The 13,386-nt window shown below is 43.9% G+C and carries 11 protein-coding genes; 4 read left to right on the plus strand and 7 right to left on the minus strand.

Going from position 1 to position 13,386, the window contains the following annotated elements; all coding sequences use genetic code 11:
- Positions 1–3: 3 nt before the first annotated feature.
- From BMY75_RS07470 to BMY75_RS07500, 7 genes are all read right to left on the minus strand, one after another.
- On the minus strand, positions 4–1,287 hold the full coding sequence (locus tag BMY75_RS07470; RefSeq protein ID WP_074831936.1) for an HAD hydrolase family protein: 1,284 nt from the start codon (positions 1,285–1,287) through the stop codon (positions 4–6).
- 358 nt (positions 1,288–1,645) lie between these two features.
- A complete protein-coding gene (locus BMY75_RS07475; RefSeq protein ID WP_074831938.1) occupies positions 1,646–2,773 on the minus strand; it encodes an iron-containing alcohol dehydrogenase in 1,128 nt (375 codons plus the stop codon).
- A gap of 9 nt (positions 2,774–2,782) precedes the next feature.
- On the minus strand, positions 2,783–3,418 hold the full coding sequence (locus BMY75_RS07480) for a cytidylate kinase-like family protein (RefSeq protein ID WP_074831939.1): 636 nt from the start codon (positions 3,416–3,418) through the stop codon (positions 2,783–2,785).
- A gap of 9 nt (positions 3,419–3,427) precedes the next feature.
- Entirely contained in the window at positions 3,428–4,168 is a 741-nt protein-coding gene (locus BMY75_RS07485) for an amino acid ABC transporter ATP-binding protein (RefSeq protein ID WP_074831940.1), read from the minus strand.
- Positions 4,169–4,183: 15 nt separating this feature from the next.
- Positions 4,184–4,939, minus strand: coding sequence for an amino acid ABC transporter permease (locus tag BMY75_RS07490; protein WP_074831942.1), 756 nt, complete (start codon positions 4,937–4,939; stop codon positions 4,184–4,186).
- A gap of 93 nt (positions 4,940–5,032) precedes the next feature.
- Complete coding sequence (locus BMY75_RS07495; protein ID WP_242940196.1) at positions 5,033–5,887, minus strand: transporter substrate-binding domain-containing protein; 855 nt, start codon at positions 5,885–5,887, stop codon at positions 5,033–5,035.
- A 53-nt stretch (positions 5,888–5,940) separates the two neighbouring features.
- Positions 5,941–7,155 (minus strand): aspartate aminotransferase family protein, encoded by a 1,215-nt coding sequence (locus BMY75_RS07500; protein WP_074831946.1) that lies wholly within the window; start codon positions 7,153–7,155, stop codon positions 5,941–5,943.
- 2,133 nt (positions 7,156–9,288) lie between these two features.
- Here BMY75_RS07500 and mobC point away from each other — a divergent pair.
- The 4 genes from mobC to BMY75_RS07520 all read left to right on the plus strand — a co-directional run bounded on the left by mobC (position 9,289) and on the right by BMY75_RS07520 (position 13,040).
- On the plus strand, positions 9,289–9,639 hold the full coding sequence (mobC, locus tag BMY75_RS07505) for a plasmid mobilization relaxosome protein MobC (protein ID WP_242940197.1): 351 nt from the start codon (positions 9,289–9,291) through the stop codon (positions 9,637–9,639).
- Positions 9,588–11,012 (plus strand): relaxase/mobilization nuclease domain-containing protein, encoded by a 1,425-nt coding sequence (locus BMY75_RS07510; RefSeq protein ID WP_431602518.1) that lies wholly within the window; start codon positions 9,588–9,590, stop codon positions 11,010–11,012. The genes mobC and BMY75_RS07510 overlap by 52 nt, the downstream gene beginning before the upstream one ends.
- A 176-nt stretch (positions 11,013–11,188) precedes the next feature.
- Positions 11,189–11,356: a transposon-encoded TnpW family protein gene (locus tag BMY75_RS17490; RefSeq protein ID WP_081350477.1), complete on the plus strand. Its 168-nt coding sequence runs from the start codon at positions 11,189–11,191 to the stop codon at positions 11,354–11,356.
- Positions 11,357–11,441: 85 nt separating this feature from the next.
- Positions 11,442–13,040, plus strand: a complete 1,599-nt coding sequence (locus BMY75_RS07520; RefSeq protein WP_074831949.1) for a recombinase family protein — start codon at positions 11,442–11,444, stop codon at positions 13,038–13,040.
- Positions 13,041–13,386: the final 346 nt, after the last annotated feature.

The raw sequence follows: 13,386 nt of genomic DNA on the forward strand, positions 1-13,386 counted from the left end.
GCATCAATGATATATATCGTTCCGGTACAGCTTTTTCAATTTTTTAATAGCTGCATTGCCTCCGCCGTCACCAATATAGACATCATATTTGCTCTTGATACTTCCAATAGTTACTACTTTTTCACATCCCGTATTTGATTTAAGCTTCACAAGCATATGTTCTTTTGAAGCGATAGGAGAAAAGACTTTTAAATATTTATATCCGTCATACTCTGAGTCCGCAACGGTTATTCTTGCAAAACCGCCAAGCTCATTAACAAGCTGTTTTTCACGAACAGATATCTTTATGCTTTCATCAAGCACCGTAAGATACAGAACACGTTCCGAAGCATCGTGCCTTCTGAATATATCACGGACATAATTTCTGTACGGAGAGTGCTTATGCGTTTCATAAAGCTTTTTCTCGGCAGTATTCTTCAATTCGCCGTAAAATATAAGCAAAGTTGAATCATACATAACATTTACAAAACAGTGCATACCGTTACCGGCAATTATCCTTTCAGCTTCTTCACATATATCAGTCTGCAAAAACTCTGCTTCAAGATACTCCCTTTCGTTCATATCATATATTGCAGCCCCGTCCATGACGATGATCGGCAGTTTTAGGTCAACTCCCTTCATAAGTGTCTTAACTTCTGCAGGAGTACGGATAGTTGAAATCGTGAATTTCACTCCCGATTCGATCATTCTGTTAAGTTCGACCTTGCTGAAAGCATTGACCGAATGATCATCGGGTATCAGAACAGAGTCGATGCCGCTGACATAAAGTGTTTCACTGTCATGCCTGACAGGCATATGAAAGATATTTACCGCAAGACCGATCCCGATGCCGATAAACGTATCGAGAACACGGTTCAATACAAATAGGTAAGGATTATCATCAAAGGAATGTGTAAGTGATATGCTTAGGAATACCACACAGGAGAAGAATGAAGCATTACGATTATCTGTAATGACTGTAAGATATATCACAGGCACTATTATTGCCGAAGCCAGCAGATATACAAGTATCGGCTCTGTCAGTCCGATACATCGGAGCAGCAGGATAAATACAAGTCCGAACACCGCACCGGTCAGAGTTCCTATAGAACGCTGTGATGCGTTGCTCTTTGTTGTTCCCTGAAATGGCTGCATACACCAAAGAGCGGCAAGTGCGCTGTAAAACGGTATGCCGTTCCCGACAGGAAGAAGTGTGCGAAAATAATAGATGACCATACATAAAGCTACTGCAACAGATGATTTTATTATTCTCGCCCCGATATGCGGGAGTTTTTTAGGTATCTCCATTGCCTTCACCTCACAAACAAAAAACGGCACTGAATGTATATCAGCACCGTTGCTCATTTATTATAGCAATATTATAGCACAGCTATGATCCTGATGTCAATTGACAAGATGATGATTTTTAGATGAACATACAGAGTCGAATTTGGATATTAGACTTAATCAAGCTCTTGAGAAATATGATGATTAATACCTTGAATCATGCTTCACATTATGATTCAGGGTATTATACATTGATCTCTGCTGTCAAGAAAATGGTTTTGATGGTTATCGAATAGACTCATAATTAAATAAACTCTTCGGCAGAAATCTGTCGAAGAGCTTGAATTTGATAGCTAAAAGAGATATACCGGCAATTGCCTCATAATGCCTTCTCATAAAATTCAGCGATGGTATCCGAACTGAATACAGCAGGATGATTTGCAACGCTCGCTTCTGAGACTTTGAAGCAGTTTTCTGCGAGCCATGGAATGTCTTTTTGGCTAAAGCCATCCTCGGAAAGCCTGACGGTGAGACCCAGCTTGTCAAGAAAACTCCGCATAGCATCAGCGCAGTCCGTCTCGTTTCTACCATGAAGCAACTTTGAAATAGCGGCATACTTTTCGGGTGCATAGCTCACACTTGCCTCGGTAATGACTGGCGTTAGTGCAGCAAGACCCCTGCCGTGAGTAATGTTTTTCAAACCGCTGAGCGGATGCTCCATAGCATGAGGTAGGGTCACTCCGGAAGTGTTTATCACCATTCCTCCGATAGTGCTTGCCCATGCAAGGCGATCCCACAATATATCATCATCGCACCCGTTGTACACGTTCACAAGATCTGCTGTGATAGTTTTCATTCCCTCATAAGCCAGATATTCCGTCATCGGCTGACATGAATTTGACAGAAAAGCTTCCATCGAATGACACAGCGCATCAAAACCTACGCAGGCAAGCAGATTCTTTGGCATCGTTTGCATAAGCTCCGAGTCGATAATAGAAACTGATGGGATTATCTCGTTTCGTCTTAGTGACTTCTTGTCACCGTTTTCGGGATTTGTCAGCACTGCAAAACTGTTGCCCTCGCTGCCCGTACCGCAGGTAGTGGGTATGGCGATGACAGGTAATGCACCTCTGCCATGGTATCTGTTATAAATGTAATCGTTAATGTCTCGGTTGTTCTTAGCAAGGAATGCGGTCGCCTTAGCACAATCGATAACACTTCCCCCGCCCAGACCTATGACCATATCACAGTCTTCTGTCTTTGCATATGCAGCAGCCTCCTCCGCAGTAGTTGTCAGTGGATTGGGCGTTACCTTGTCGAACACAAAACTCTCTACCCGCTCTTTTTCAAGAAAGCCGCGAACTCTGTCAAGAGTCCCCGACCTCACTGCACTGCCGCTCGTCACGATAAGCGCGCGCTTTCCGTATTTAGCCGCAGAACTGCCGACTTTACTGAGCTGACCTCTGCCAAATATCAGATTTACAGGAAGATAATATTTGAAATCCATCTCTGCACCTCACTTAATAAGACCCTTGATCTTCATATAAGCTTTTATAAGCTCAACACATTCGTCTATACCAACACGCTCGCTGTTGAGCGTCATATCGTAGTTTATTGGATTTGTCCAGTAGTTGCCATGGGTGTAGTATTTATAATACTCTGCACGGTATGCGTCGGTCTGCTTTATAGTTGCCGCAGCGACCTCCTCTGTAACACCCATATTCTCCATGGTACGCTTTATACAGAAATCACGCGGAGCTTCGATATATACGCTCACGACGTTTGGTCTGCCGGCTAATATATAGTCCGCACATTTTCCGACTATCACGCAGGATTCTGTATCAGCTAGATTCATGATTATCTGCTTCTGATATTTAAAAAGCGTGTCATCTGAGACGAATTTTTCATTTCTGGCAATGTATTTTCTTGATCTGGGCAGACCCTTCATCAATCCCGCAAAGGTACCTTGCTTAGTTCGTATCTTCTCATTTACCTCGCGAAACATATCCTCATCCAGACCGCTCATCTGAGATGCAAGGGTGAGTATTCGGTTTTCATAACAATGAACGCCCAAGTCAGCCGCCAGCTTTGAGGCAATGACCTTACCGCCAGTGCCGAATCCCCTGGCAAATGTAACAACAAAACTTTTCATAATAAACCATCACCCCGCTATGAACCTGCTCAGGAATTCCTTTGCCCTCGGATGTTCGGGTACAGTAAAGAACTTCTCAGGCGGTGCGTCCTCAACTATGTAACCCTTGTCCATGAACAGCACCCTGTTTGAAACATCACGGGCGAAATCCATCTCATGTGTTACTATAAGCATGGTGAGATCTTTTTTTGCCAGCTCCTTCATTACATTCAACACATCGCCCACCATCTCGGGGTCGAGAGCAGATGTCGGTTCATCGAACAGAAGCACCTCGGGGTTCATGCAAAGCCCTCGCGCTATAGCAACACGCTGCTTCTGTCCGCCTGAAAGCTGAGCGGGATAAGCATTGATAAATGGCGCCATACCAACGCTTTTTAAATGAGTGATGGCGCGTTCGTGAGCCTCCTGCTTTGATAAGTGCAGCACCTTGCGGGTGCCCTCCATGCAGTTTTTAAGCACTGTCATGTTGTTGAAAAGATTGAAGGACTGGAACACCATTCCCACCTTTGAGCGGTATTCGTTTATCTCACGCTGGGTTCGCCCCAACTCCTTACCGTGAAAAAAGATCTTACCGCAGCTTTGGGTCTCAAGCTGATTTATACACCGAAGCATCGTAGACTTACCCGAACCCGACGAGCCAAGTATGCATATAACATCTCCCTTGTTCACTGTAAAATCGATCTTTCTCAGCACCTGATGCTCGCCGAATGATTTTCCAAGCTCTTCAACTCTGATGATCTCCTCGCTCATTCTGCTGCCACTCCTTTACTGTGTATTTTCCATATACTCAACGGCAAGAACATAGTCCTTCTGTCCCGCCATCTTCTTCTCGATAAGCGCGAATACTCTGCTGAAAACAAAGCACAGCACAAGATATATCAGCGCGATAACGAGATATGATTCGAGGTACTTGTAGTATGTACCGCCTGCTGTTTTCGCCTGCAAAAACAACTCCTGCACACCGATTACATTCAGCACAGAGGTCATTTTCAGATTGGTGAGGAATGTGTTCGCCATCTCAGGAACGATGTTCTTAAACGCCTGCGGCAAAATGATATTGAACATAGTGGAGATGGGAGACATACCTAACGCAAGTGCGCCCTCACGCTGACCGATATCTATCGACTTTATGCCCGCTCTCACTGTTTCTGCCATATATGCACCTGTGTTGAGCAGTGTAACTAAAATACCTGCATTTATCGGGTCTATCTCCAGCCCGCCCTGACGCAGACCGTAGAATACGATCATTGCCTGAACGATCATCGGTGTACCTCTGAACAGCTCCACATATACAGCTGAGATCGCATTCATCATACCGGCAATGCTACGTTTTACAATGTTATCATCCTTGTTGATCTCGGTGTCCTGAATAATACCGACAACATATCCCAGCACAAAGCCGAGTATCGTGCCTGTTACCGAAACAACAAGAGTCAGCCATGTGCCGCGTATAAACAGGTCGGAGTATTTCTTCGCTATGAACCATACCCATTCAAAGGAGTTGTTAGGTGTGTTTGTCATATCACTCGCCGCTTTCTTATTCCCAAATTTTATATAACTGTCGGGATGACACAGCCATCCCGACAGCTATGGAGGTAAAGTATTAATTGATTTTTAATTAGCCGCAGGCTGTAATTCTACTGCTTTGCCCATCAGCTCGTCCATCTTCGCCTTATCGTTCCAGCCGATGTCGTCCATTGCCTTCTGAATCTTATCACGGAGAGCGGTGTCGTCCTTTCTTGTTGCGATGCAGACGTTGGTCATTTCCTTGTCGCCCTCGAAAGCATCATTCTCATCAGGAACGATTATCGTAAGATCGGTATTGGTCAGCAGTGCGGATTCAGCGGTAGGCAGGTCGATCAGTGCAACATCTGCTACACCGTTGGAGATAGCCATGAACACTTCTGCGGTAGTCTCGTAGTTAGCACCAAGATTAGCATCGGGTATCTGCTCAAGGAGAGGTACCCAGCCTGTGCCGAGCTGTGTTGTAACAGTGACGTTCTTTCCCTTGAAATCCGAAAGTCCCTTAGCGCTCTCGTATTCCGAGCCCTTCTTTACAACAAGGCAGTTGTCACGATAGTAGTACGGCTCAGTGAAGGAGTATGAAGCCTCACGTTCAGCGGTCCTGCCCATACCTGCGATGATGCAGTCGTATTCATTGGCGTCGAGAGAAAGACCGATGGAATCCCACTCAACTTTGTGTATCTCTAAGCTCATACCCATCTGATCGGCAAGCTTCTGTGCTACCATGACATCGTAGCCGTAGGCATAATCACTACTTCCGTAGATAGGAACCGCCTTGCTTCCGTCGGGCACATCTTCGGTGACCTGCGTCCAGTTGAATGGTGCGTATGCGCACTCCATGCCGACCCTGAGTACCTTACCCTCAGCTGCAGCTTCTTTTCCCGATTTGCTCTTACTTCCGCAGCCAGATAACGGCATTGCCATTACACCCATAGCCAAAGCCATACATAACATTTTTTTCATTCGCATTTTCATAACAAACATCCTTTCACGTATCCCTATTTTATTGCATCTTCTATAGCTTCTCTGATTATTGCTACTGCTTTGTCGCAGTCCTCTTCGGTGATAATAAGCGGTGGCACCATTCTGATGACATTTTCACCTATCGCCGTGATCAGCAGCTTTCTGTCAAAGCATTTGTGCTTGACTTCGACCGCATTCACGCCATCAAACTCAACACCCACCAGCAGTCCCTGACCGCGTACCTCTTTGATATAAGGGAGAGTTTTCAGTTTATCCATAAAGTATGCACCCATTTTTGCGGCGTTGTCCGCAAGGTGTTTTTCTTCCATCTCTTCGATAGCCGCCAGTGCTGCAGCACAGCATACGGGGTGACCTCCAAAAGTGGTTCCGTGCGAACCTGCGGTGAACGCCTTTGCGACCTCGTCAGTCGCACAGATAGCACCGATCGGCATACCGCCGCCCAGCGCCTTCGCCATAGAGACGATATCGGGCTTGATACCGTAATTCATGAATGACATGAACTTACCTGTTCTGCACCAGCCGGTCTGTACTTCATCGAGAAGCAGCAGCATATCATTCTCGTCGCAGAATTTTCTCAGCCCTGTCATAAACTCCTGAGTTGCGGGATTTACTCCACCCTCGCCCTGCACAGGCTCGATCATTATTGCGATGGTATTCTTTGTGCAGGCAGCTTTAAATGCTTCAAGATCGTTGTAAGGTGCATAGGTGAAGCCCGGGGTCATACCTCCGAATCCTATCTGACAAGCGTTGTCAGGCTGACCTGTTGCTGACATTGCACCGAAGGTCCTGCCGTGGAAAGAATTAGCAGCAGTAACTATGTTATAGCGTTCAGGACCGTATTTCTCAACACCGTACTTTCTCGCCATTTTTATCATGGCTTCGTTTGCCTCAGTGCCGCTGTTCTGGTAGAATATCTTATCCATACCTATTGTCGTGCAGATCTTTTCCGCAAGTAATGCCTGGGGCACGGAATATGGATAATTGAACACCTGCATTACAGTTTCCGCCTGTTCCTGCACTGCCTTTATTACTCGTTCATTGCAGTTGCCGACTGAGTTTACAGCGATACCCGCATAAAAATCAAGATACGGTGTACCCTGCTCGTCGTACATATAAACGCCCTTCGCGCTGTCCGCGATAAAGTCAAAACGCTCGTAAGTCTCAATGATGTACTTTTTAGCCTTCGCCTTTAGCTCAGTCGCTGCAAGTCCGGTGTCTTTTAGTTTCATATTACCATCTCCTAAAAAATAAAAGCGGACATTGCTATTCTCCATTGAACGCCATTGCCCGCTAAATATACATAAAATAAAAGATGGACAGCAGAGCTTTGCTGAACTCCGTTGTCCATCGTCTTTGTTTTCGATGGTTTCATATTATCACTTTTTTTGACATAAGTCAAGGGCTTTTTAGCAGTTTCTCACTTCTTGACAAAACTCAAGTATGATTTTTTATGGAGTGTATTTCACCATTCACAATTTACGAAAAAGTCGTGAACAGAGCGAAAAATAATTTCACATATCACGGCAAAGACGTTTATCCACAAAAGGGAGAACGAATTTTTTCATTTGAAATTAGAATGAAATATGAGAAACCATACCATAGTCGCAGTACCCATTTTCTACTTTGAATGCGACAGCCTTTTGATGATCCCCGGTCAAATGGATCAGCTGAGGCAGGCATATGCGCTTCGTTGATTGCATCACATACAGTTTTGACTCCAATTGGGCTTCAAAAGAAAAGACCTATCCTTTTGGAAGATCGCGTATATATCCATCTACTCCAAATGGTAAACCACCGTTTATTACCTTATTGGCGGTAACAGTATTTTTGACAACAGTAACTATGTTATTTATCTCAGAATACTCTAGGTATCACCAATCAACAAATGAACATATTGCAACGGACGCTGTAACTTTGTGAGTCACAGCGTCTGTTATTGTTTTCATTTCATATATAAAATTTCAGACCCCTCATCACGAAAAAAATCGGATTATGGAATATATGGCACAATACAAACAAACGTGCTATATAATAGAGGGGTAGCATCAGCACTATTCAAGACAACATTATAGCAATCATGCATGGGCAACTCTTAATATTTTGTAAATGATTGCAAAAAACTAAAGATCCGCCTTAACATTTGGGGCTGAATCCTATGTATATATAGGAAGGCTTTATCTGGCACGAAAATTCTTCTGTATCATTTTTGTGACCCCGTATCTAGAACATCGCCATGTGCATTACTGTTATCGCCCACCCCTAAATTTCTAGTGCAAATATTTATAGCTCCATACTTTTCAAAGTCGGTTAAGAATTAGCCCATTTTTTCCCATGTCCTTATGGAAGGTATTTTTGTGCAAGTGAACTTTTGGTAGAAAAAGCGCTTAAATCTCATAACTGTCAAATCATATGTGCAACATCACTCCGGCTATGCCATTGACTTTGATAAAACTATTCAAGCCTACAAAACTGATCAGAGGGGTTTTCGAAAAATGGCTCCAAATGTGCTTACTGATGAAGGATATTTACAAAATGAAAAAAATCTATCGCAATCTGTCTGACACCAATAACTATCAACCTTACGTCTTCTCCGTTTCGCTTACGGCAGATGAAGTACCACAGGTGTCCAATGTTACTAACCCAATCCACCGGAAGTGATAACCATAGTTACATAAACCCATACTCAAATGAACGTAGGGCTATTCGCCTAACCTTGCAGTTGAATAGTTCAAGTCATTCAACGCGATGTTAGCTAACTCATCAAGCTGTATCATCATAACCGAACATCGCAATCGACTATACCGACCTTGTGATGTTAATGAGTATGAATCGAAAGGAACGTGATAACCATTTTGAAAACTATGAATTTGAACGTCAGTAGGATTGTCCATTGCCATATCGCTCGTCACAACGCAGATACCTTTAGCGGAACTTCACCGCCCACTGCTCTCATATAATTTCTGCCGAAGTCGGCTTATCCTATAATTCGCTGTACGAATTGTGCAAAGCAATATATCATAAGCCGTATTCATCGGTGCAATGTTCAATCGAGCCGTTTCAGAAAATGGCTCACGTCCAGCGTAGCGATTGTATGCTTTGTTTACAACTATGCCCATTCTAGTAATTGTGGGTTGTCAGATGCAAATATAAATATCCTGCCGATATCGGCAGAAAAAGTTGAAATGCTTATTTACCGGATTTTTATGAACTTTCAGTATGCAAGCAGGGAAAATGCCGTACACCGATACGGCACTTTACTCAAATCGCAGTACCCGGCGATTTGACCGTTTAGGGAACCCGCCGCCCTAAACATGACACCAACTCATTCGAGGAAAAAATTTTGAATCAACAATAAGAAAGGAATGATCGTTATAGCCAGAAAGTATAAACAGGTCCACCGCAAGGAGATCGATTTTGATATCAAGGATTGGAAAGAGATCGAGCGCAGGGCAGCCGCCTGTCATATCGACACATCAAAGTATCTGAGAATGGTGATAAAAAATGCCACTCCGTACTTTTATGATATGAAAGAGTTCGCCCCCATGCTGAACTGTATGCGAATTATTTCCAATAATATCAACCAGCTCGCTAAAAAGGCAAACGAGACCAACAACATTTACGCCGAGGATATTGAAAAGCTGAAAGGAGATCATCAGGAACTTTGCCGATTGTTAAACACATTTGTATCCACCATAACGCCCAAAAGAGTCTAAGGTATATCCTCGATCCGGACAAGACCGAAGATTTGTTGTACACGGCTTCTATTAATTGCATGACCGATTCTGAGTCAGCATATTTGCAGATGAAAGCTGTTTACGAACAGTTCGCCCGCGACCACTTTGAAAGCCCTCCGCCAATTCAGGGGAATGGAAGTGTGAAAGCGATACACTACATTCAGTCATTCTCGCCCGATGACGATGTTACTCCCGAACTCGCTCATAAGATAGCCAAAGCTTTTGTCAGGAAGAACTTTGGTGAAGATGTTCAGGCGGTTATCGCAACCCATGTTGACAAGAATCATCTACACAGCCACATTATCGTCAATGCTTACTCACTCAGCGGAAAGCGGTTTTATGCGAACAAGGCTTCTTTGATAAAAGCAAGAGAGAATTCTGACGGAGTATGCAAAGCCTTTGGTCTTGAAATGAATCCGAACCTGACCGGTAAGGGGAAGTCTATAAACTATGGCGAATGGCGGCATCGGAAAAACGGGGATTCGTGGAAACAGCAGATCCGTGATGAAATAGACAAGCTGATACCCAACGTTACTTCACTCGATGAACTGTTGCAGTCACTTGAAGAACGTGGCTATGAGGTCAAACGCGGAAAGTACATCTCAATAAAAGCCTCGGGGCAGGAGCGCTTTGTCAGAACAAAGACCCTCGGGGAAGAATATACTGAAGAGTGTTTGAAAGACAGAATACTGTATCGTGACCTGGATGCAGGCGATACGCCAACACAAGATAGTGAATCACAGTTAAGGGCGGCTTATGTTGCAGTAATCGGAGATGTTCTCGTACTTGCCACCCAGCATAAGAAAGTACCCCGAAAGCATATTGTCACAGCTGAATACTCCGTCGAGAATGATCTCGATGTATACAAGCTGTCTGCGCAACTGTCGGTCATCAATAAGGAAAATATAATTTCTATCGGTGATCTGGAGGGCAGAATTACAAAGCTCCGCGCGGACTATGAAAAGCAGCGGCAGGAAGTAAACAGCTTCATCGAAGAACACAACCGACTTGTAAGCCTGTGGGAACAGGTGAAGGATTACCATGCTCTCTCGGATAAGGGCGAACTGTCCGAGACTGAAAAACTGAAACTGTCAATCTGCAAACGTGCGATGTCGGACAGCGGCATTTTTACTCGTGCAGATTTTGACCAACTAAAAGAACGCACGGGAATTATCGACAAGAAGATAACCGCCATGAAAGATAGCCTTGATAAATGCCGACAGCAGTATGATGTGTTCCGCGATATTCGTGACACTTATTATAATATCTCGAAGGGTGACTACATATCTAATCTAGTCGAGGAAGAACGTCAGCGGCAGGCTCAGGTGAAGAAGAACAAGCCTCACCGCTGATCATATCTTGGTGCAGGGGCATGAGATTCCTGCATTATAATAGACGTTCAAAACATCGAGTAAATATGTCTAAATTGTAAAGTTTGATATTGTCATGAAAGGAATGATAAAAAATGGAGACCAAAATCAACTTTACCATATAAAGGCACAACCTAGAATTATGGAGGAACCAGTATTTGAAAAAGACAACGGAACAGAGAACAAACAAAGATATAGTAAACTCACACGAGATAAAGATCGGTGATATTACATATACCGTAGTATCGCATTTTGATAATAAATCGAACGAGACTGCCGAGGATAAAATAGAAAGACTGATCAGCAGAGATATCAAGCTGTATTGATCTGATACTTATAAAAACTATGGACAGCCGAACCGATCTGTGGTATAATAAACATGATCGATTTGGCTGTCGGAAAGGAGTTAGAATGACACAGCCAAACAAAATAACTGCATTATATTGCAGGCTTTCACAGGACGATGCTATTCTTGGCGAGTCCAACAGTATAACCAATCAGAAAAAGATGCTTGAAAAATATGCCGCAGATAACGGCTTCGAGAATTGCAGGTTCTACGTTGATGACGGATACAGCGGTATCAGTTTTGATAACCGTCCTGCGTTTCAGGAAATGTATTCCGAAATAGAAAAGTGCAATATAGGAACTGTTATTACAAAAGACCTTTCACGATTCGGGAGAAATTATCTTTTGGTCGGTCAGTATTTACAGATCATTTTTCCACAGTATGGCGTGAGGTATATCGCGGTCAACGATAATGTTGATACTATTCAGGGCGATGACGAATTTACGGAGCTGAGGTCGTTATTTAATGAGTGGTATGTTCGTGATTGCAGCAAGAAGATCAAAGCTGTAAAGCTGGCACAGGCTATGCGCGGCGAGAGGGTGAACGGGTCTGTTCCTTACGGGTATATGCCTTCGCACGAAGACAAAAATCGGCTTATTGTCGATGAAAGGTTTGCGCCCGCGATACAGGATATGTTCAGGATGTACGCCAATGGGGATGGCGTGATAAACATTATTCGTCACCTGAAAGCGTGCAAATATCCGAAGCCTGCGGTGATGAAGAAGCTGCAAAACGATCCGGGCTTTGATGTTTCAGCGATTGCCGATCCTTATGTCTGGTGCAAGCGCTCGATAAATATAATACTTGATAATCCCGTCTATCTTGGGCATACATACACTCACAGGTCGGGTAAGGCTTCCTATAGATCGAACAAGAAGGTCATGTATCCGTCGAATCAGCAGTTTGAATTTCTGAACACGCATAAACCGTTGGTCGATAACGATACATGGAATACAGTTCAGCGCAGAAAGGCGGACCGACCCAAAGTAAACAGGCAGAGTGAAGTTGACAGTTTTTCGGGACTTCTGTTCTGCGGAGACTGCGGCACAAGAATGTCAGTCCACCGTGAGAAAAACAGACCGAGGATATATTACACCTGCGAAGGCTACCGCTCGCGCAAAGAGCGTTCCGACCAATGCACCACGCACTGCATAAACAAGAAAATAGTTGAAGCCGTAGTGCTTGATGATCTGTTGAGAGTCACATCAGAAGCGAGGAATAACCGCGAGAAGTTCATAGAGCTCTGCAAGAATAATTCTTCAACAGCATCTAAAAAAGAGCAAGCCGCCAAAAAACTGGAACTAACAAAAGCCGAGAAACGCTTAGCGGAGGTCAAAAGAATGTTCGTAAAGATCTACGAGGACAACGCGCTTGGAAAGCTGTCTGACGAGGATTATGTTATGCTCTCTGGAACGTATAAATCAGAACAAGCTCAGCTTGAGCAGACTGTCAATGAACTTTCAACAGCACTTGAACAGATCAGGAACGATGAAGAAAACACCGAGCGTTTCTTGAAGATAGTGGATAAATACACCGATATCACCGAGCTGACGTATGACCTGCTCAGAGATTTCATTGATAAGATTTTCATCTACGAAAAGGACAAAGTAAACAAAACACGAAGGATCGAGATATTCTATAACTTTGTGGGGAATATCTCGTAAATAAGAATTATGGTGTACGCTGTGGGCTGCTGACTGAAGAAAGGTTGTCCCTCAGACTCCTTTCCAAAGACTTTTAACTCTTTTTGGCAGGGGGCAGACATTCTTACAAAGTATTGCAAAGAACGTTCATTTAGCGTACTATATAAGGATAGCTGCCCCCTGCCAAAAAGAAATAGAAGTTTTAGGAAAGGGGGTTTTGGGGAAAAACCCTTTTTCAAAAGGATTTTCCCCCAATAAGCCCCGCAGTCCGTAAGATAGAACGACAACCGCCGCAGTCGAAGATTACCCGACAGCGGCGATCGCGATATTATGAAAGGATAGAGTAAAGGCGATCAGATCAATCAAT

Source organism: Hominimerdicola alba, from assembly GCF_900109655.1.
GTDB classification, from domain to species: domain Bacteria; phylum Bacillota; class Clostridia; order Oscillospirales; family Ruminococcaceae; genus Hominimerdicola; species Hominimerdicola alba_B.

What these genes read in the sequence shown, in the direction of transcription:
- BMY75_RS07470 (WP_074831936.1), bottom strand. Translation starts at nt 1,287, where the DNA reads ATGGAGATACCTAAAAAACTCCCGCATATCGGGGCGAGAATAATAAAA.
- BMY75_RS07520 (WP_074831949.1), top strand. Translation starts at nt 11,442, where the DNA reads ATGACACAGCCAAACAAAATAACTGCATTATATTGCAGGCTTTCACAG.
- mobC (WP_242940197.1), top strand. Translation starts at nt 9,289, where the DNA reads ATGATCGTTATAGCCAGAAAGTATAAACAGGTCCACCGCAAGGAGATC.
- BMY75_RS07475 (WP_074831938.1), bottom strand. Translation starts at nt 2,773, where the DNA reads ATGGATTTCAAATATTATCTTCCTGTAAATCTGATATTTGGCAGAGGT.
- BMY75_RS07495 (WP_242940196.1), bottom strand. Translation starts at nt 5,887, where the DNA reads ATGGCTTTGGCTATGGGTGTAATGGCAATGCCGTTATCTGGCTGCGGA.
- BMY75_RS07485 (WP_074831940.1), bottom strand. Translation starts at nt 4,168, where the DNA reads ATGAGCGAGGAGATCATCAGAGTTGAAGAGCTTGGAAAATCATTCGGC.
- BMY75_RS07490 (WP_074831942.1), bottom strand. Translation starts at nt 4,939, where the DNA reads ATGACAAACACACCTAACAACTCCTTTGAATGGGTATGGTTCATAGCG.
- BMY75_RS07500 (WP_074831946.1), bottom strand. Translation starts at nt 7,155, where the DNA reads ATGAAACTAAAAGACACCGGACTTGCAGCGACTGAGCTAAAGGCGAAG.
- BMY75_RS07480 (WP_074831939.1), bottom strand. Translation starts at nt 3,418, where the DNA reads ATGAAAAGTTTTGTTGTTACATTTGCCAGGGGATTCGGCACTGGCGGT.